Raw genomic sequence first — 20,667 nt, forward strand, 5'->3', positions numbered from 1 at the left:
ATAGCGGCACCGCCTGACGCTCGCCGCCCCCGGCGAGCTTCCTCCTTTGCGCGACTCCGCCATTGCAGGCGCCGCGGCCGTGGTACGGCCGTGCCTTACTCCGTCAGCCCGAAAATTCCGTCTTGCGAAGAAGCGGATGCATCGTGCCTTTGCCGTCCCATACGAACGCCCGTATGCTCGCCCCTTCAAGATCGGCGGGTAGGACGAGCGTAGCGGTCAGCGTACCGGTCGTAAAGCTCTTGACATTCGCGCTCTCCGTGTCCGAGAGCAGCAGCCCGTCGGCATTGTACACGCCCGCGATAAGCGTCACGCTCCGGTCGGCGTCCGTGGAGTTGACGATCGTCGTCGACACCTTCACGATGCCGCCCGGCTGCAGTGCCGCAATCGGCGCCCCCGAGCCGTCCGTGAAGCTCGGCACCGTCACCGTCAGCCCGCTGCCGACGATGACGGTCGCATCGTTCGAAGCGAGCTGTCTCCCGCCTAGGGTCACGACAGCTCGAATATGAGCCGTTCCGGCCGCTTGCCCGGCGACGATCCCTTCCCCCGATACGGTCGCGATCGCGGGAGCGTCGCTGGAATAGGCGATCGCAACGCCCTCAGCCCGCAGATCGACCGTCCGGCCGCTCTCGTCCGAGCCGACAACGGACAAAGAGGTGCTGTCTCCGACTCTGAGCTGAGGCTTGTCGGCCATGATCGCCACCTTGGAGATGCTGTCCGGTCCGAAATCGGCCAAATATTGAAACTTCACCGCATCCGCCACCACTTTATCGTCGGCCAAATCGGATACCGCAACCGAACCTTCCGTGCCCGCTTTGAACTTGTGGTTGCCGAGCAGCACCCATTGCCCCGCTGCCGACGTATATTCGTTGACGGTATAGGCTTTCGATCCTCCGTCGAACTGCACGCGGAAGGCGGCGTTCGTCGCCCGGCTCTCGTTGCCGGCTCGAGGAGGCAGCCAGATATACACGCCGTAATAGCCGTCCTGCGCCAGGTTCGGCGTCCAGGTGACCGTCTTCGTCCCGCTTCCTTTCGCGGCGAAAACATATCCGTCCCGGTAGCCTCCGGCGGCCGCCGTCCACGTGCCGGCCTTGGCCGCGTCGGCGTCGTCCACGACGACGGCCGCGCTCGTCGTCCGCGCCGCGACCGGACTGCTCGGCGCCGATTCGTTGCCCGACAAGTCCCGGGCCACGACATAGAACGAATAATCGGTGTCGGCGCTCAGCCCCGTCAACGTAACGGAATTGCCCATCATGACCGACGCCAGCTTCTCGTCCGTCGCCGCGTTAAAGATGTCGGCATCCAGCGGCACGCCGTTCTCGGACGCGGTCCACGCCAGCGTCACCGTCGTGTCGGTCCGCCCCTTGACTTGAAGGCCGGCCGGCGCGTCCGGAGGCGTCGAATCGCTTTTCGTGCTGGCCGGATCTTCGAACGCTCCGATGTCGGGCGAGCCCGTATACAGCGGGTTCCCCCCGAAATCCAGGCCGCCGTTCCCGTCCACGACGCGGCCTTCCCCGATCAGCGGCGAGTCGGCGCTCAGGCGGAAGCCGTTCGCCTTGTCCATGCCGTCTCCGCCGGACGGATCGACGAACTTCGGATCGACGCTCAGGTTGCGGACGCCCTGGCTCGGCGGCGTCGACCCGTAGAAATCGTTGTTGTAGAAAGCCGGCCCCGCCGGGTAAGATTTGCTGCCTTTGGCCGTATAGAAAATGTTGTTGATGTACGTCGACTTCGGATTGTCCGACAGCAGGATGCCGTCGCCGTTGTCGTTGTAGAACACGTTGTTGTAGAAAACGCCGTTGTCGTGCACTTCCACCGTGTTGCCCGACGCGCGGAAGTGCCGGTCGTTGCGGCTGATGTTGTACCGGTAATAGTTCGTGCCGTTCTGCAGCTGGCCCATGTCCATGACGAAGCCGCCGGCGTTGTCGTGGGAGTAGTTGTATTCGAAAATATGGTCGCCCTGCGCCTGAATGTCCGTGTCGAACGCCGAGGAGTCGGTCTGCGCGGCGTTCAGGTAATGCACGCGGGCCACTTCATTATGACGGAAAGTAGCGCCGTTCGTTTTCCAAACCCAGACGCCGGCGATCCATTTAAAGTCGTACGAGTTGATGCCGACGTCGTACACGGCGTTGTTCTCGATGAGCGGATTTTCGGCCACGCCGATGACGATGCCGTCCGAGCCCGTCTTGTCGATCGTGTTGTTGCGGACGACGATATTTTTATGGTACAGCGCCGTATCGTTCATGTAGCCGTCGACGTTGATGCCGATCGTGCGGATATCGTGAATGTAGCTGTTCTCGATCGTCAGGCCGTTGAAATACGCATGTTTGTCCGCGGCGACGTTCGGCTCCCACTCCCAGGCGTTGACCTGGATGGCCGCGTTGGCGTTCTTGTTGACCGTCTCCCCGTCCGTGTCGGTCACCCAGTCTTCCCCGCTGACGGAGATGCCGGTCACGTCGTGGATGTCCAGGCTTTTGAGCTCGATGGAGCTCATCGGGCCCTCGTGATGGGAGATGACCCAGACGCCGGACCGCCGGTAAAAATCCGACTTGTAATCGTCGTAATTCGCCGCATTGTAGTTCGTGATCTCGATGTCCTGCAGCGTGACGTACTGGCGGTTCTCGATCCGGACCGCGTAGCTTCCCCCGCCGCCGTTAATGATCGGCTTGGCGTCTCCTCCGTACGAGCCGATCGTAATCTGCCCATCCGCGCTGCCGGAGAACGTCACGTCGAACGACGAATTCCAGACGCCGCCCGACTTCAGCAGGATTTGATCGCCGGGCCGGAACAAGCCCGCGCCGCCCACGGAGCTGACGTGGCTCAGCGTTCGCCAGGGCTGGCCGGCGCTCGTCCCGCTGTTGCTGTCGTTGCCGGCTGCGGAATCCACGTAGTAGGTCGTGCCGGCATCCGAAGCCTCGGCCGCGCCGGCGCCGCCGATTCCGACGGCGGCCATTTGGAGCGCCAACGAGCAGGCGACGGCCAACAGCCATGCCTTCCACCGCTTGCTTGCCTTCATATCGTTATCCTCCTTCGCTTGTCTTCGCATCGATCATTCGCAGCAGAACAACCGCCGCTTCCGCGCGGGTCGTCGCTCCGTCGGGCGCAAACACCCCGCCGCTTCTTCCGCTCAACAGCTTTCTCACAGTGGCGATCGCAACGGAAGGGCGCGCCCAAGCGGCGATTCGATCCGCGTCGGCGTAAACTGCTAGCTTCTCCGTGCCGGCCGGCCTCCCGCCCGAGGAGCGAACGGCCATCGCCGCGAGCTCGGCGCGCGTGATCGGCTGGGCCGGACGGAACCGGCCGTCGGCATAGCCGCCGATCCAGCCCGCTCCCGCCGCGGCGGCGACGTCTTCCTTCCCCCAGGACGGAATGGCGGACGAATCCCGGAACACGCGCCCGCTTCCAGCTCCCGCTCCCGCTTCCGGATGCAGGGCCCGGGCCAGCATGACCGCGAACTCCGCCCGCGTCACCGGGCGATTCGGCATGAAGCGGCCGTCGGCGCCGCCCTGCACGATGCCGAGCGCAGCAGCCCGGAGAATGGCGGCTTCCGCCCAGTGGCCGGCGATGTCGCTTAAGGCCTGGGAGCCCCCAATCGCCGCGCCCACACGGCCGCCTCCCGCCACCGTCGCGACGTTCAAGCCGGAATCGACCAGCTTCGTCTCCGCGAGCGATATTTGCGCCTGACCGGGCGCCACCGCCGCGAACGTCAGCGTAGCCAGCGTCAGCGTGCCGCTGTCTCCTCGCCGATTGCCGACCTTCGTATGCGCGATCGTGATCTCGCCGTTCTTCACGATCGGATCGATCGCATAGCCGTCCGACGGACCGGCGGCGCCCTTCAGCTTGAGACGCTTGTCGTCGTATCGGAGCACGGCTTGGTACGCGTAAACGTCGGACAAAGAGCGTCCGGTCAAGGTCACCTTCAGAGTTGAGCCGACGGCCGAGTTCGTTCGGTCGATGGACAGCGTGACGGAAGCTTTGCCTTCCGCGTACGCTCCCGCCGTCCGTCCGGCCGAGAACGCCAAGCCCAGCAGAAGCAGCAGTGCGAGCGCTTTTTTCACCATGCCGTGCCTCTCCTCTCCGCTGTCCGCCCCATCCGCCGGGACGGAACGCCTTCGCGCTTCGCCCCGGAGGGCAGGCTGCGGACTTCGGCCGCGGTTATTCGTTCAGCCAATCGTCGACGATCATCTTCGCGATTCCCGCTAGCGAACGGATCGTAATCTCGCCTTCGTCGAACAGATCGGCCTGGGCGATCTCCGTCCAATGCGGATCGTCCGACTTCATGCCGTAATATTTCGCCAGGACCGACAGATCCCGGATCGTCAGCCGGAGTTCTCCGGGCACAAGCGCAATCAGCTTGGTCTTAAACGTTTGAACCGCCGCTTGCAGCGCCGCGACCGCCTGATCGACAACCGTCTGCGTCGCACTCGGGCTCTGCAGCACGCCGTTCGCCTGCCCGACCGCAGCGAGCAGCGCATCTCTTGCCGCCTTCGGATATTGCCCGACCTTGGTTCCTTCCTTGGCTGCTTGAACGATCGCTTGCGCCGCTGCGATCTCCTGCTCCAGCGCCGTCTTGTCCGCGGAGACGACCGGAGGATTGACGCTGCCGAGGAACGCCGCCACCGCTTGATTCAGCGCGGCGAGCGCGGCAGCCAGCTCTTCCTGCGTGGCATCTGCCTGGTCCGCAACCGCCTGCGCCGTGTCGATGGCGCTCTGCAGCGCGGCTTTGCTGCCGACCGGATATTGGCCGACGCCGCCGCCCTCCACCGCTCCTTCAAGCGTCGTCTTGGCGCCTTCGATGGCGGCCGCCAGCGCCGAATGGTCGGCTGCCGTCAGACGGATCGAGAATGTGCCGTCCGCAGCCGCCGCTACGTCCGATTCGTCGGACAGCTGAAAGTTCTGCATCGTGACGACCGTGTCCCCGGTCCCGGCGTCCGGCTTCGCCTTGGCGCGTACCGTAAACAACGGCCCTTGCGCCGCGAAGTTCGGATCCGTGCTGCCCAGCAGCACCAGAATGGCGCCCGAATCCGGCTTGATCGCGGCGTCCAGCACGCTCAGTCCCGGAACGGCCGGCGTCACGACATCGGCGGCGAGGCGGCTGCCGTCCTGCGGATCGGTATCGAACGCAAGCTTTTCCTTGTCGTAATGGATTTCCGCCTGCATCATATTGAATTTCCGGTCCCCGGCGCCCTGCACGCCCGCCTGAAGCCGGATCTCGCTGCCGAGAGCCGCGGTATCCGGGCCGCTAATCGTCGCTTGCAGCCCGCCGCTCGGCTCCGTTCCCTCATCCCCTGGCGTAAATTCGAACGTTACGCTCGTCGGCCGGACGACGCCGTCCCCGCCGACCGCCGCCGTATAGGACCCGCTCGCGTAGGCGTCGCCGACGATTGGGAACGTGAAGGCGTATTGCCCATCCGAGTCGCTCGGAGCCTGATCCACGTAAGCGGTCGCGCCGTTCGGATCGGTCACCCGGAGCGTCACGTCTTTCCCGGCGACGTCGAGGGTCCGGCCGGACACGGTAATCCGGTTCGACTCGTCGACGTTCGCTTCGGCGGTAATGTTCTGCGCCGGAGGAGAACCGGCTTCCAGACGGGCCGTGCCCCATTGGCCTCTGCTTTTTTTGAGCGTCTCCCCGGTCGTCGTCCATCCCCACTGGCCCCGGCTCGGAGATCCGCCGTCGTTCAGCACCGCGTTCAGCAGGATGCTCTTGCCGTCCCACGGATTCGAGATGCCGAGCTCGCTAAGCGGGATCGCCGCTTCCAGCGTATAGCCCAAGCCGCTCGCTTCCTTCGCCGCCTCGAGCGGAATCGGCGGATACATAAACGCGGAATTGCGGTATACGTACGATTGCGGACCGTTGCTGACGCTTCCGCTCAGGACGACCTGAACGTCGCTCGGCAGCATCGTATTTTTCAGCTCCGGATGCTGGCTGTAATCCAGATCCTCCGTTCCGACGAACAGCTCCAGATTGTCTCCGGCCCAAATCCCGCTGCCCGTATTCTCGTTGATCATCGGTGTCGGATCTTGAATAAGCGCGCCTACGTACAGATTGTCGGCGTCGTATTGGAAATAAATTTTCGCGCCGTGATCGTCGCCGTTCGCATCGGTGATGCCCGCCAGCGTGATGGCGTTCGCTCCCTGCCATTCGCCCGTCGGCTTGCCGCTGTCATCCAATTCGACGGCGCCGTTGATCGAGACCGGGCCGCCCGCCTGCTTAATCGTCGTTAGACCCGGCGTCTCCTCCGAGCCTCCGTCGTCCGCCGGCTCGCCGTAGCCGATGGCGATTCCGGTCATCCGCGGATGCTTCATGCCGTACAGCTCGCCGGAAGTAAAGGCCAGCTGACGGATCTGCACGAACCGGGTATCCGCCGGCAGACTCGGAATGTCGACCGTCACCGGCAGCCAGTTGCTGTCGTAGGCCACGGAAGGCAGGTGGTAAGAGCCGCTCTGCGTCACGTTCGTGTAGCTCGCGCCGTCCGCCGACGCCCAGACTTGGAAGTACGCCGACGGAACAAAATTGAAGTAGCCCTCCGCATAAACGCTCTTGGCTGTTTTCCCCTCGGGCACTTCGTACGTCAGCGCGCGATCCTCGAGCGTCGCGTCCTTACGCTCGACGTAGCTGAGGTTGCCGAACGTCCGGGCGTCCCAGATCAGTCCCGGGTCCGTCAGGCCGACCGCATTCAAATTGCTCGGATCGGCTCCCGGCGCCAAGCCGGAGAAGTCCTTCAACGAATCCGTCACGTAATCGTTGGCGGCGGAGGCTGAAGCTTTGCTCGTCATCGTAATGGTATCGACCGCAAAATTGCCGTAGCTGGAGGAATCGATAAAATAGCTGGACTCCGGCAGGCGAACATGCAGGTAGCGGGTCCCCGCCTCGATCGGACCCGATACGTAGCTGGCGATCAGTTGGTTCCGGTCGGTCAGCAGGTCGGGCTTCAGCTTCCGCACCATCGTCACCTCGGCGCCGTCCGTGAACGTCCCCGTCGCGCTGTCGTAGCTCGCCTCAAATACTTTCAATCCGTCGGACCCGGTGTAATTCAAAGACCACTTGACAGCGTTTACATCAACCGTCACTCCTTTGAATTCGGTATCGCCCGCATAGTAATACAGATCGCCCGGACCCGTTACCTTCCCGTCCGCCGCGGCGACTCCCGCCGCCTTGAACACATGGTCGAGCGAATCCAACGTGTCCTTGAACTTGCCCGAGCTGTCGAACGCAACGGCGGTTCCCGTTCCGTCTCCGGCCGCGGCCCCAGCCCGGTCCGCCGACGCGAGCAGCCCGTTCAAGCCGCCGAGAAGCAGACTTGCGACGCCGAGCGTCTTCAGCCATTTGAACTTCCCGTTCATCCTTTCATCTCCTCTCTGATCGGTTCCTGACAAGTCATGCACCAATAGGATACATTTCGTATCTCAAGTCTGACTATGCAGTAATGTGCCCTTGTTGCCGTTTTTGTGACTTTCTCGCGATAACGAAAAAACGGTCCCCATCGGGAATCGAACCCGAGGAGACCGTACGAATATTCATACGTGACGCCGCAATCGGCCGTTTAGACTACATACCTGACATTTTGCCGCCGCCGGCGGCATCGCTCTCGTTCGAAAGTTCGCTCTCCGTCACCCATTTATGATTTTTCACCATTTCCCCACCCGTGGTCGGCATGTAATCGACCATATAAACCGTCGTTTGCTCCGCGGAATCGATCGTCGCCTTCGCTCCGTCCATTCCTTCCATGTGATCGGCTTGCAAAACGACCTCGTCCCCGGGTTGGAACGGCTTGTCTCCGGCATCCTTGATTTCCTCGTGAATGACCCATTTATGGCCGGTCACCCTCTTGCCGCCCGTCGTCGGCGTATACGATACGACATACGCGGTCGTGCTGTAGGCGCCCACGATCGTCGCCTTCGCTCCGTTCATACCTTCCATATGTTCGGCTTTGATGATCGCGCGGCTGCCTTCCGGAAAGGCCGGATGTTCCGCCTTCTTCAACCCTGCGGGAACTTCTCCGGACCCGGAATGGTTCATGCTTTCCATGCTTTCCATGTCGGACATGCCCGAATCGCTCGTATTTTTTCCGCATGCGCTTAAAGCAAGAACGACCAACAGCAGGATCCCGTATAAAGTCCATCTTTTCCTCATTGCCGCAACGCTCCTCGTCTGACGAATTTATCCACTCGCTTTTTATAGTATACCCCCCTATAGTATATTAGTCAAATACTCGGCCTTGCAGCCGAAAAAAAACGGCACGCCCCGGTGCCACTGAAGCCGCAGCAACCATTGGCTTCCGCAAGAGAAAAACAAGGCGTGCCGCGCCGGCTATCGGTCGGACTCCGGATGGGAGCCTGCTTCTTCGAGCTGTACCTGCTCCTCGTACCACCACATCGCTTCTTCCGGCTCTTCCAGAATGTCCGGAATCTCCTTTTTCTCCTCCACCGCCGGCGCCGAGCCGCGCAGCGCCCGTCCGGACGTCTCCGTTACATACATGGTCACAACCGCCAGCCCGATGATCGAGGTGCCGACCAGGAAATATGCCGGAACGAGCCGATTGTCCGTCAGATTGATCAGCCAGGCCATGACGAGCGGAGTCGTGCCGCCGAACAGCGAAGCGGATACGTTGTACGTGATGGCGAGCGCCCCGTACCGCACATCCGTAAAGAAAAGGGCAGGCAGCAGGGACGGCATCGTTCCTTGGAAGCAAGCCAAGAAGACGGCCAAGCAAAGCAGGCCGGCGAACACGAGGCCGTTATTTCCGCTGCCGATCCAGAGGAAGGCCGGCAAGGACAGGACGAGCAGCCCGATCAAGCCTCCCTGAATAATCCGCTTGTTGCCGACCCGGTCGCTGAAAAAGCCCATCGCCAGCACGATCGGAATCATGATGAACATGACGATCAGAATGAGCAGAAGCCCCTTCGTCTCCCCGTACCCCAGCACCGCGGTGAGATGGGACGGCATGTAGGACAGCACCATGTAATCGACGACATTGTAAAAGAAGACGAGCACCATGCCGATCGCGAGCGCCCGCCAATGGACCGACAGCATCTCCTTGAGCGGAGCCGACTTCCGGCTTTCCTTCGACTGCTCCATGGCTTCGAAAGCGGGCGTCTCCTCCAAGTGGTTGCGCAAGTAGAGACCGACAAGGCCGATCGGCGCCGCCACGAAAAACGGAATCCGCCACCCCCAGGCGATCATGCCGCTCTCCCCGAGCAGGTACGTGAGCAGCGTCACGAGTCCCGAGCCGGCAATATAGCCGGCTAGCGTCCCCACCTCCAGGCCGCTGGACAGAAATCCCCGTTTCTTATCCGGCGTCGACTCCGCGATAAATGTCATCGCGCCGGAGTACTCGCCGCCCGTGGAGAATCCTTGCACCAGCCGGGCCAGGAGCAGCAGGACGGATGCCGTCGCGCCGATGGACGCATAGCTCGGAATCAGCCCGATGCTCAGCGTGGCGAGCGACATCATCAGCAGCGTGACCGTCAATATCTTTTTGCGCCCCAACCGGTCCCCGAGCCTTCCAAAAAACAAGCCTCCGAACGGACGTACGATAAAGGCGACGGAGAACGTGGCGAACGTGTACACAAGTTGAACCGGACCGCTCATGGCCGGAAAAAACACCTTGCCGATCGTGACCGCCAAATAAGAGTAAATTCCGAAGTCGAACCACTCCATGGCGTTGCCGAGCGCGGTCGCCACCACGGCTTTGCGCGCGGATCTCGTATCGACGACCGTAATATCCTGCTTCCTCAGCTTCGGCGGCCTGGCTTTTCTTCGAAGCGGCAGCCCCGCCTTCCATCCTTTGAGCTCGCGTTCCTCCACCGGCGTATGCTCCCCGTTCCACCATAATCACCACGCCGTTAATATCCGCGGGAGACAGGGCGATCATGCACCGGGAAGCGGCTCTTCGGGAAAACTGCGCCGACAAAAAAGAACGATCCCTCGGGACGAAAACCCATGGGACCGTTCGGCTCGCTTTCGGCTGGCCGTTCTATGATTTGGACTCGGACACCGAGGAAGCTCGGACTTTCAGCTCGAACGGCACCGAGATTTTGACCGGAAGAGGGTACTTGCCGTGAATGTAGTCGATCATCGTTTTGGCGGCGATGCTGCCGATTTCGAACTTGGGGATGTGAACCGTCGTGAGCGGCGGCGAGCTGTAAGCCGACATCTCGATATTGTCGATGCCGACGAACGCCAGGTCGTCCGGAATGCGCAAGCCGCACTCGTTCGCCGCCCGCATGGCCGAGATCGCCATCATGTCGCTGGCGGCGAAGATGGCCGTCGGCCGCTTCTTCCCGCTCTGAAGAAGCTCCTTCGTGATTTGGTAGCTCGTCTCCACGTCCCAATGCGAGTTCAGAATCCATTCGGGCAGCGCCTCGATCCCCGCTTCCCGAAGCGCTTCCCGGTATCCTCTGTAGCGCTTCTCTTTCACCATATCCTGAGACAAGCCGGAACCTCCGATAAAAGCGATGCGCTTGTGCCCTTGGTCCAATAGATGCTGCACGGCGGCCTTGGCCGCCTCCACCCGGTCATAGGTTACGCGCGGAATGCCGGGGTCCGACACGTCCACGCCGACGAGATAGGGAACGGACTTGCGCAGCATCTCGTAAAGGGAAGGCTCCAGGCCCTCGACGAGAATAAGACCGTCCGCGACGTTCTCGTGAAGAATGCGATGCAGCGTCGCGGGGTTGCGCAGATCGTCTCCGGTCTGCACGTAAGCCAACTCGTAGCCGTTATCGACGAGCCCTTTCTCGATTCCCTCCAGAATGCCGGAGAAATAAGGATGGTTGTATTTGTTCTGCGTTACCGCTACGATGCAGCCGACGCGAGCCGCGACCGACGGGGCGTTCTGGCCGCCCTTGACCAATTGCCGCGCCCACTTGTTGGGCTGGTAGCCGAGCTCCGTGACGGCATCCCATATCTTGCGCCGGGTCTCCGGATTGACAGAGCGGGTAGCCTCATTGTTTACCACGCGAGAAACCGTCGATATGGAGACGCCAACGTGCTGGGCGACGTCTTTCAACGTTGTCACGTCTCTCACTCCTTTGGATATCTGTTTTGTCTATTTGCGCCAAACGTTTACATTCATCATAGCGGAACGGTCACAACCATGTCAACTTTGAGGGAGCTTCCCGCCGCAAAAGAAAACCCGGGCGCCGGCGATCGCTTGAGGCGATCGGCGCTCGGGTCCTTCCTGGGGCCGATCCGGCTTCCCGGAGGTCCGTTATTTCACGATCTGCAGCCGGTCGAGGGTCGTCCAGCCGTCGCTGCGTTCCCCTTCGACGGCAAGATGCATGCCGGGCTTGCCCGTCGCCGGGTCCAGAATCGCCACGGCCAGCCGATAGTTGCCTGCGGCCAGGCCGGCCGGCAGCTTGTAGCTTGCCTTCAGCTCCTGCCGTCCGGGCAGCCAATCGGGAAGATCCGCGCCATCGACAGACTGTACGCTGCCCTTCACCAGCTTGCCGCGGGAGTCGATCAGCGCGAGAGCCAGCGGCCACTCCTCGTAGAACGGCGCAACGCCTTTGTTGTTCCAGGTCATCCGAACGGACAGCGAGCTGCCCGGCCGGCTCTTGCCGTCATGCGACACCGACTCCAGCACGAAACGGTACCCCATCGTGCCCAGCACCAGATCGATGTTCGCCTGCACTTCTTCGTCGATGTCCTTGCCGAGCACGAACGGCGCCGGCGAAGACGGCCCCAGCCAGGACGTATGGCTGGCCCGGGTTTGGCGCAAAGTCTCCATGATCGTATCGTCCGTCAAGGAGAGAAGCGGGTCGCCGTTATAAAACTCTCCTCCCGAAAAGTTGTATTTCCAGAAGTCCGGCATTTTGGAGGCGTTCTGCACCGCTTCCGGATCCTGCCCCTCATTGACGTAGGAGCCGATCTCGTTCCAGCCTTCTTTCGTCCAGTTCACCCATTCGTCCGTCGATCCCTTGCTGCCGAACACATCGTTGAACAGCCCGAGCCGATTGTCGGCGGCGATCGGGAACGGCTTGCGCATGCCGATCAGCTTATGCGGGAATGCGTGGAGGTACTGCTCCACGTATTGGTCGGATACCGCGAGCTTCGGGAACGCGCCGGACACTTCCTCCGGCCAGTTATGGAACTCGCCCCAATGCCCGAGGCTTCCGATCTCGATGAACGCTACGAAAGGATCTGCGTCATAGCGCTTGCCAAGCTCGGTCAGCACCCTCTCGTGTTCCGCGATCAAGGTCGGGCTTGCATAATTTGGCGCAAATCCTTTGCCGACGACCGTGTCGGGCGTATCGTACCATTTGCCGGCGCCGTCTTCCCCTTCCGCCTGTACCAATTCGTCGTACAGCCATTGGGGGATGTCCATGTCCGGATCGCCCGGATCGTCGAGCACGAAGCGGAGAACGATTCGCGTTCCTTCCGCCTTCCATTTGGCGAATTGGAACTCCTTCTCGATGCCCGCCCAGTCGAACTTGCCCTTCTCCGGTTCAAGAGCCTGCCAGGAGATATTGGCATAGACCAGCTTGTGCGGCTGCGCCAGCTTCGATTCCTCGCTTCCCCTGCCCGACCAGCCTACCCAACCCATCAACGGGTTGTCCAGCACGCCGAACGTTTCCCGGGGGACGAACGCGCTGCCGGAAGCGGCGGGGACGGAAGATTTGAGAACGAGCGGCCCCTGGCCAGCCGCGGGGAGACGGTAAGCGCCGCGGCCGACGTAACCGACGGACAGCGTCCCCGTCTTCTTCAGGCCGAGCTGATCCCGGTAAAAATAAAACAGCGCGCGTCCCTCTTGGACTTCAGCCCTGACGGGCCCCGCTTCCTTCCACTTTCCGGTCTTGTCGTCGAAAAGATACAGCTGGTTGTATTCGATCTTCGCGTCAGCCCCGGTGCCTGTCCAATCCGTCTTCTTGAAGCCGGTCTTGGCGCTGGCGTCCGTATCGAGGAAGAAGACGTTGCGCGTATCGACCGAGCCTTCCGCGAGCAAGTAAATTTTGTCGGCGGTCTGCGCCGCGCTCAGCTTGACTTTCTCTCCCGTTCCTTTCGCCGCGGCGTCGATATTGTCCCAGTCGTCCGCTTGGCCGTCGATCTTGACCGGAGCGCCGCCTCTCCCCGTCGCCAAGGCATACTCGCCCTCGGAGTCGACGGCCGGCGCATAATCGGAACCGACTCCGATCGCCACCCGCATCGAAGCTCCCGCGTTCGGGTAGGCCGATAGGTCGGCCCGAACCTCAAGGCTCTTCAGCCCTTCGGCGTCCGCCTGCCCGGACACCTTCCATTCGGCCGGGCCAAGCTCCTCCCATGCCCAGCCGGGACCGGTATACCGGTACAGCTTGCCGTTCTGCGCCAGGTAGTCCGCGCCCGTGCGCTTGTACTCCCAGCCGTTGTAGCCCGTGTCCGCGTCGTTATCCGAATCGATGAACAGGTTGGTCTCCTGGTCGAACGACTCGGCTCCGGCCATGACGGACAGAACCTTCTCGTCCGCGAACGCCTTGAGCAGTTTCACCTTGCCCGAACCTTCGGCCGTTACCGGCAGGGATGCCCACTCCGACGGGTCCCCGTCCGCCGTCAATTTGGGCAAGGAAGGCGCGACCAGCGGCGGCCGGACGTCCGCGGCGGGAACGGTTACGCCGCTCGACGTAAAGCCGACGGCGATCGGCTTGGGAGCGGCCAGCCCGATCAGCGACAGGGGAATGCGATACTCCGCCGTGCTCGAGTCGCCGCTTCCCGCCTGCTTGTACTCGATGCCCGTGCCGTCCGCCGGCCCCCAATTCCAGCCGGCTCCGGTGCTTTGGTACAGCCCGCCGTTCTCGACAAGCCAGTCTCCGCCGAAGGAAGGCCAGCCGACGTCCCCGTAGCCGGTATCGCCGCTGCGGTCGGTATCCAAATAAATATCGTTGAATTCCGCGAGCTTCCCGGTGACGAGCAGCACGAGGCTGCTTCCCTCCTCGGCGGCATAAAGCGTCGTCTTGCCGTCGGCAGATCGGGCGGCCGGTTCGACGGAGCTCCAATCGTCCGCCTCGGCGTCCACCGTCACCTGAACGTCGGGCCCGAACGCCGATCCGGCCGGCGGCGGAACGACCAGCATCGTCTTGCCCGGCGCCGGCAAATATTGATCGCCCTCCAGCATGAACGCGGCTCTCATGGCGACGGAGCCGCCGCCGAATCCGAGCGCGTCCAGATCCGCTTCGGCCTCCATGACGTCCCCTGCCGTCTTCGTCTCCGCGGTTCCCGCGCGCACCCATTTGCCGCCTGTCGCCTTCCATACGACTCCTTGCGAGATTTTGAGATCGATGCCGCCGCCGTTCGCCCAATACGGCGCGGGAAGCCCCGTCTTCTCGTCTCCGTCGGCGTCGACGTACCAGATGCCCTTGCGGTCCAAGCCCGGACCGCGAACGAGCAGCTTCAGCTTGCCGTCCTGCTGAACCGCTTTCATTTCCTCCAGCGTCTGCGCAAGCTCCACGCTTGCGCTCGGAATGCCGCTCCATTGCCCCGGCTCTCCATTGAATCCCGCATCCTCTCCGGCCGAAGGAGCGGCAGCCGAAGCCGCCGCTCCTTGAACGGCCAGAGAGGATGCGAGAATAGCAGCCGATCCCGCCTGCAGCCATCGCCGCGTCAGGTTCGATATCGCCATTTTCTCCGCATCCTCCCTTACTGGTCAGATTCGCTCTGTTTTACTTCCCGTAAAGCTTCTTGATCTCCTCGATCGCCTTGTCGATGTCGCCTTTGCCCGACAGCGGCTGCTGCAGCTTCTGCGGCACGATCTCCCACATGAGCTTATCCTTGCCGTCGAAGAAAGGAGCGGTGATGGCGTACTTCTGCGCTTCGATAAAGGTCTGTTTGTTGTAGCCGTCGTCGATGGCCAGGTAAGCCGCGGCCGCCTGCTTGTTCGCCGGAATCGATTGGCCTTGCTCGGCAAGGGCGATCTGCCCGTCCGGTCCGGCCAGCCAGCTGAGCAGCGCCCAGGCGGCGGGTTCGTTCTTGGAATTCGGGCTCATGGCGTTGCCCGCCACCTGAACGACCGTCTTCGTCTCCTTGAACTTGGGCGGCAGCACCGCGTCGAATTCGATGCCCGCCTTCTTGTACTCGTTCGCGCTCCAGCTGCCGCCGAAGCTCATGGCGACTTTGCCTGTCGCCAGCGCCAGGAACGGATCCTTGGACAGCGTCTGGCTCTGGCTGAACGACGGCGTCACGTGATCGACGGCGACGAGATCGGCGAACTTCTGCAGCACTTCCTTCGCCTCCGGCGTATTCAGCGCCAGCGACTCGTCGTCGTTCACCATCTTGGCCCCGTTCGACCACAGCTCTGGCTCCAGCACGGAATCGGCGGAACCGGCCGCGTCCATGACGAAGCCCCACTGGGTCGTCTGATCCGGCTTGAAGCCGGAATCGGCCGCCGTCTTGCCGCTCTTGTCGATCGTCATCTTCTTCGCGATGTCGATCAGCTGGTCCCAGGTCATGTCGTTCGTCGGAACCGGCGCCCCGAGCGGATTCGTCTTCGGATCCGCGAACATCTTCTTATTGTAATAGAGAACGATCGTGTTCGAATCCCGCGGCAGCGACACCTGCTTGCCTCCGGATTGATGGGCGGCGAGCACGCCCGGTTCGAAATCGTTCAGGTTGAACCCGGAGCTGGCGATGAGATCGGTCAAATCTTTCATGGCCCCGAGCTTGGCGTACTTGTCTACATAAGCGTAGCTCATCTTATAGACGTCCGGCAAGCTCTTTGAAGCGGCCTGCGCGGTGATGGCGGTCCAATAGGTTCCCCAGTCCTTGGAGACGACGTCCACCTGAACCTTCGGATACTTCTCGTTGAACTTCTTGAGCAGATCCTTCGTCTGGTTGACCTCCTCCTCGGTCCCCCACATCATGTACGTCACTTTGCCGGACGGCTCGTCGGCCGATGCCGAAGGGCTGGCGGACGGGCTGCCGGACGGGCTTGATGACGAACTTGCGGACGGACCGGAACTGCCGGATGCGGGCGGCGACGACGAAGCGGACGAGCCGGAGTTCGAATTCGAGTTATTGCCGGAGCATGCGGATAAGATGAGTCCCAGTGCAGCGAGCGGAATCATGGCCTTGACGACTGTCTTCTGTTGCATGGTTGCAACCTCCCCTGATCGTTTAAAAACACGCATTACTTGCCGTACGCTTTCTGGATGTCCTCTATGGCTTTCTGAAGATCGCCCTTGCCGGACAACGGATTCGCCAGCTTCTGCGGGATGATGTCCCACAGCAGCTTCTCCTTTCCGTCGAAGAACGGCACGGGGATCGCGTACTTCTGGGAATCGATGAATACTTGCTTGTCGTAGCCTTCGTCTTTCGCCAGGAACGCGTCCGACGCTTTCTTGTTGGCGGGAACGGATTGGCCTTGCTCGGCCAGCGCGATCTGGCCTTCCGGACCGGACAGCCAATTGACGAGCGTCCACGCCGCTTGCTCTTCCTTCGTCGTCGGTCCGATCGCGTAGCCGGTCTCCTGCACGACGGTCTTCTCTTCTTTGAATTTGGGCGGCAGAATCGCTTCGAAATCGATGCCGGCCGTCTTGTATTCGCTCGTGTTCCAGCTTCCGCCGAAGCTGACGGCGACTTTGCCCGTGGTGAGCGAGAGGAACGGATCCTTGGACAGCGATTGAGCCTGGCCGAAAGTAGGCACGACGTGCTGCTGCGTGATCAGGTCGCGGAAACGGGTCAGCACCTCAAGCGCTTCGGGACTGTTCATCGCGAACGATTCGTCGTCGTTCACCAGCTTGGCGCCGTTCGACCAGAGCTGGGATTCGAGAACGGAGTCGGCCGAGCCCGCGGCGTCCATCATCAGCCCCCACTGGGAAATGCTCGAAGCGTCGAAGCCGGGATCCGCGGCCGTTCTGCCGGATTTGTCGAGCGTCATCTTCTTCGCGATGTCCGTCATCTGGTCCCACGTCATCTCGCCCGTCGGCACCGGGGCGCCCTGCGGATTCGTCTTCGGGTCGGCGAACAGCTTCTTGTTGTAGAACACGACGATCGTATTCGCGTCGCGGGGGAGCGCATATTGCTTGCCGCCCGATTGAAGCTTCTTCATGACGTTCGGCTCGAACTCGGACGCATCGAAGGAGTTGCGGGCCATCAGATCCGTGAGATCCTTCATCGCGCCCAGCTTGGCGTACTTGTCGAGATACGCTTCATCCATCTTGAATACGTCCGGCAGCGATTGGGACGCCGCTTGGGCGGTAATGGCAGTCCAGTACGTCTCCCAATCCTTGGACACGACGTCGACCTGAATGTCCGGGTACTTCGCGTTAAACAGCTTGAGCAGCTCTTTGGTCTGATTGACCTCCTCCTGCGTCCCCCACTGCATGAACGTAAGCTTGGCTTTCAGCGACGTGGGATCGCCCGAACCCGCGGATTCGGAAGCGGACGATGCGGAAGGAGCTGACGGCGAGCCCGTCGCCGCGCCCTTGTCGTTGTTCCCTCCGCAAGCGGTCAATGCCAGGCTGGCTCCGAGCAGCGGGAACAACCACTTCGCTCGGATTGCGAATCCTCTGGACGCCATGGATGCACTCTCCCCTTTTTCTTATTTGATTCCCGACATGACGACGCCTTCGACGAAGTACTTCTGGGCTGTGAAATAAATAACGGCGATCGGCAGCAGAGCAAGGAACGAGCCCGCGGCCATCATCGGAAGATCCTGCGAGTTTTTGCCCATGATGAGCTGCAAGCCGACGCTCATCATCTGCAGCTTCTCGGACTGGATGAAGATAAGCGGCGTGAAGTAGTCGGTCCACGTGAAGACAAAGGAGAAGATGAAGCCCGTGATGAGAATGGGACCGGACAGCGGAAAAATGACCTTTCGGTAGATCGTCCAGTAACCGCCTCCGTCCACGTAAGTCGCTTCGTCGAGCTCTCGCGGCAGCGTGAGGAAATATTGGCGGAACAGGAAGATGAAGTACGGGCTCGCCAGCAGAACGGGAACCGTAAGCGGCAGCCAGGTGTCGTACCATCCGATCTTGCTGAACATGATGTACATCGGGATGAGCGTCACCTGGGACGGGATCATGAGCGTCGCCATCACGATGACGAACAGCGCCGGGCGCATCCGCGACTTCGTCCGGGCGAACCCGAAAGCGATCAGCGAGCTCGACAGAACGGTACCGATCCCGTTGATGCCGGACACGATGAACGAGTTCAGAATCCATCTCGGCATCAGCGTCATCGTCTCGAACAGCCGGGAGAAAGCGCTGAGCGTGAACGGATGGGGAAACAGCTTCGGCGGGAAAACGTATGTCTGGTCCTGCGTCTTCAGCATCGTGGAGATCAGCCAAAGGAGCGGACCGATAAAGAGGAGAAGGCCGATGAGCAGAAACAGGTATTGCGTGGAGCGATTGACGATTTTGGCCGTGCGCATCAGCTGTTGCCGCCCCCTTTCTCGTCGCCTTCATAATAGACCCAGCGATTCGAGGACTTCATCAGGGCGACCGTAATGATGAGAATGATAAAAAACAAAACCCACGACTGAGCCATCGCATAGCCGAAGTCGAGATCGCGGAACGCGACTTGGTATGTATTCATCATGTAGGTTTGCGAAGCGTAGTCCGGTCCGCCCTTGCTGAGCAGCATCGCTTCCGTGAACATCTGGAAGTAGTAGATCATCTGCATGACGACGGTAAACAGGATGGTCGGCGTCAGCATCGGCAGCGTAATGTTGAAGAACGTCCGGATCGGCCCCGAGCCGTCGATTCTCGCCGCTTCGTACAGCGGCTTCGGAATCCCCTTGAGCCCGGCCAGGAAGACGAGCACCGAACCGCCGGACATCCACATGCCGATCGTGATGATGACCGGCTTGATCAAGCCTTCGCTGCCCATCCAGTCGATCCGGGCCCCCTGGAACCAAAGGAGGATGGAGTTGACGACGCCGTCCCCGGAGCCGAACAGGATGAGCCAGATGACGACGGTCGCGACGGGCGGAACCAGGTAGGGCAAATAATACAGCGTGCGAAAAGTGCGGATTCCCGGCAGTTCGATGTTGAGCAGAAGCGACAGCAGAATCTGAAAGCCGACGGTGACGGGAACCCCGATGAACACGAAGTACAGCGTGTTGCGCAAGCTGTGCAGGTACACTTCGTCGGACCAAAGCTTCTCGTAATTGCCGAATCCGATCCAGTGGGGCGCCGTGATCGCATTGTAATCCGCGAAGCTGTAGATCAGGCTCGTAAACGCGGGACCGACGAAGAAGGCCAGAAAGCCGACGATCCACGGCGAGATGAACAGCAGGAACGCCCCTTCTTCCCTCCACCTTTTAATCACTCTTTTCCCCTCCCCCCTTATTCCTCGGGCATTACCGCAGTTCGTTCAAATAAACGTAGCGTTCTTCCTTGACCGAACGTTCGGCCGCTAGGGCGATCAGCAGCGCGTCGCGGCCGACCTGAAGGTCCGCAAACGGACGTTCTCCGGTCCGGACGGTATTCAGAAAAGCGTAGCGCTGCTTCTGGCTCCCGGTATGGCCTCCGTCCACGGAATCGCTCACGATGTCCAGGTCGATATGCTCCCGGGTGAAGTCGGCGCCGCCGAAGATGTCGAGCGTCTTGTCCTTCTTGGCCACCATCTGGGCGCCGTTGCGGCCGATCAAGCCGATCTCGAGCCCTTCGTCCATCAGGTTGTAAGGCTTCAGGTACATGCAGAGGCCGAGCATCGCTTTGCTTCCGTTGTCGTAATCGACGGTCACCCAGGCGTGATCGACGATCGTGCTGGCGTTCATCGTGCGGGGCGAGTAGTGCGTGTAATGGTTCGTGATGACCGCGTCTTCGCCTTTGCGGATGACATGCTGACCGCCCGACGCGAACACCCGGACGGGCTTCGCCCGAATCATCCAGTTGAAGATATCGAAGTGATGGCAGTCCTTCTCGACCAGCGCTCCGCCCGATTTGGTCTCGTCGTAGAACCAGTCCACGGGCGGGAACGGATCGCGGAACTCCTTGCACCACATCATCGTCACGTCGTCCAACCGGCCCTGCTCCAATTCCTTGGCCATGCGGACATACACGTTGGAGTAACGGTAGACGAGCCCGATCTGCACGGGAACGCCGCGCTCGTCCGCCGCCTTGATGATTTCGTCGCATTGGGCCAGCGTCGGCGCAACCGGCTTTTCCAGAAACACCGGCTTGCCCAAAGCGATAAAAGGAAGCGCAACGTCGCGGTGCAAGTAGTTCGGAACGGAGATGACGACCGCGTCGTAATCGTCGGCATGTGCCAGAAGCTCCTCGTGCGTGCCGCACACCTGCGGCTTGTTGTGCTTCAGATATCCCATTGCCCGCGCGAGGTTGGCCTCGTGCGAATCGGCCACCCACGTAATCTCGCACTCCGGAATTCTATCGAAGCCGTACAGGTGTCCGGCCCCCATATCTCCCAAACCGACGAGCGCCACTCGAATTCGTTTGTTCAAGTTGTCTCCCCCACCATCGTAAAAATGAATGCAATTTGCGGCAAATGATAAGCATAATATACGCAAAAATAAGCAAACGGTCAATCCGTTTTGCGCAAATAGTCTGAAATAATTCCGCGGATTTACGAAAAATATCGGCCGCTCATTATGGCTTGGTTACAAACTGTGGCGCTTGCTTCCAGCATTCTTCGAATCGCGGTCAGTTGCGTATAATTTGCGGCAAATCCCAAAGATCAAGGCCCGTGCATGCCAAAAAAGCCGTCTCGTCCGCGTCGATGACGCCGGATGAGACGGC

General features: G+C 61.1%; 12 protein-coding genes. All 12 read right to left on the minus strand.

The features are described 5' to 3' along the window. Window positions 1-103: 103 nt before the first annotated feature. The 12 genes from H7C18_RS30620 to H7C18_RS30675 all read right to left on the minus strand — a co-directional run bounded on the left by H7C18_RS30620 (window position 104) and on the right by H7C18_RS30675 (window position 20,372). Window positions 104-3,013: a golvesin C-terminal-like domain-containing protein gene (locus H7C18_RS30620; RefSeq protein WP_185132932.1), complete on the minus strand. Its 2,910-nt coding sequence runs from the start codon at window positions 3,011-3,013 to the stop codon at window positions 104-106. A gap of 4 nt (window positions 3,014-3,017) precedes the next feature. Beyond that, window positions 3,018-4,058 (minus strand): S-layer homology domain-containing protein, encoded by a 1,041-nt coding sequence (locus H7C18_RS30625; RefSeq protein WP_185132933.1) that lies wholly within the window; start codon window positions 4,056-4,058, stop codon window positions 3,018-3,020. Between the two features lie 94 nt (window positions 4,059-4,152). Beyond that, window positions 4,153-7,341: a sugar-binding protein gene (locus H7C18_RS30630; RefSeq protein ID WP_185132934.1), complete on the minus strand. Its 3,189-nt coding sequence runs from the start codon at window positions 7,339-7,341 to the stop codon at window positions 4,153-4,155. Between the two features lie 205 nt (window positions 7,342-7,546). Further along, window positions 7,547-8,131, minus strand: a complete 585-nt coding sequence (locus tag H7C18_RS30635; protein WP_185132935.1) for a YdhK family protein — start codon at window positions 8,129-8,131, stop codon at window positions 7,547-7,549. 177 nt (window positions 8,132-8,308) lie between these two features. Next, window positions 8,309-9,769 (minus strand): MFS transporter, encoded by a 1,461-nt coding sequence (locus H7C18_RS30640; protein WP_238358085.1) that lies wholly within the window; start codon window positions 9,767-9,769, stop codon window positions 8,309-8,311. A 205-nt stretch (window positions 9,770-9,974) separates the two neighbouring features. After that, on the minus strand, window positions 9,975-11,018 hold the full coding sequence (locus H7C18_RS30645) for a substrate-binding domain-containing protein (RefSeq protein ID WP_185132936.1): 1,044 nt from the start codon (window positions 11,016-11,018) through the stop codon (window positions 9,975-9,977). A 192-nt stretch (window positions 11,019-11,210) separates the two neighbouring features. Continuing rightward, window positions 11,211-14,591, minus strand: a complete 3,381-nt coding sequence (locus H7C18_RS30650) for a DUF4832 domain-containing protein (RefSeq protein ID WP_185132937.1) — start codon at window positions 14,589-14,591, stop codon at window positions 11,211-11,213. Window positions 14,592-14,631: 40 nt separating this feature from the next. Beyond that, window positions 14,632-16,059, minus strand: coding sequence for an ABC transporter substrate-binding protein (locus H7C18_RS30655; protein WP_185132938.1), 1,428 nt, complete (start codon window positions 16,057-16,059; stop codon window positions 14,632-14,634). Between the two features lie 35 nt (window positions 16,060-16,094). Next, a complete protein-coding gene (locus tag H7C18_RS30660; RefSeq protein WP_185132939.1) occupies window positions 16,095-17,486 on the minus strand; it encodes an ABC transporter substrate-binding protein in 1,392 nt (463 codons plus the stop codon). Between the two features lie 21 nt (window positions 17,487-17,507). Continuing rightward, the gene (locus H7C18_RS30665) at window positions 17,508-18,338 is read right to left on the minus strand and encodes a carbohydrate ABC transporter permease (protein WP_185132940.1); all 831 of its coding nucleotides are present in this window, start codon (window positions 18,336-18,338) and stop codon (window positions 17,508-17,510) included. Then, window positions 18,338-19,237 (minus strand): ABC transporter permease subunit, encoded by a 900-nt coding sequence (locus H7C18_RS30670; protein WP_185132941.1) that lies wholly within the window; start codon window positions 19,235-19,237, stop codon window positions 18,338-18,340. The genes H7C18_RS30665 and H7C18_RS30670 overlap by 1 nt, the downstream gene beginning before the upstream one ends. A 31-nt stretch (window positions 19,238-19,268) precedes the next feature. After that, window positions 19,269-20,372 carry a Gfo/Idh/MocA family protein gene (locus H7C18_RS30675; protein ID WP_185132942.1) on the minus strand — a complete coding sequence of 368 codons (1,104 nt, stop codon included), beginning with the start codon at window positions 20,370-20,372 and terminating at the stop codon, window positions 19,269-19,271. Between the last annotated feature and the right edge of the window lie 295 nt (window positions 20,373-20,667).

Source organism: Cohnella zeiphila, assembly GCF_014212055.1.
Lineage (GTDB): Bacteria > Bacillota > Bacilli > Paenibacillales > Paenibacillaceae > Cohnella > Cohnella zeiphila.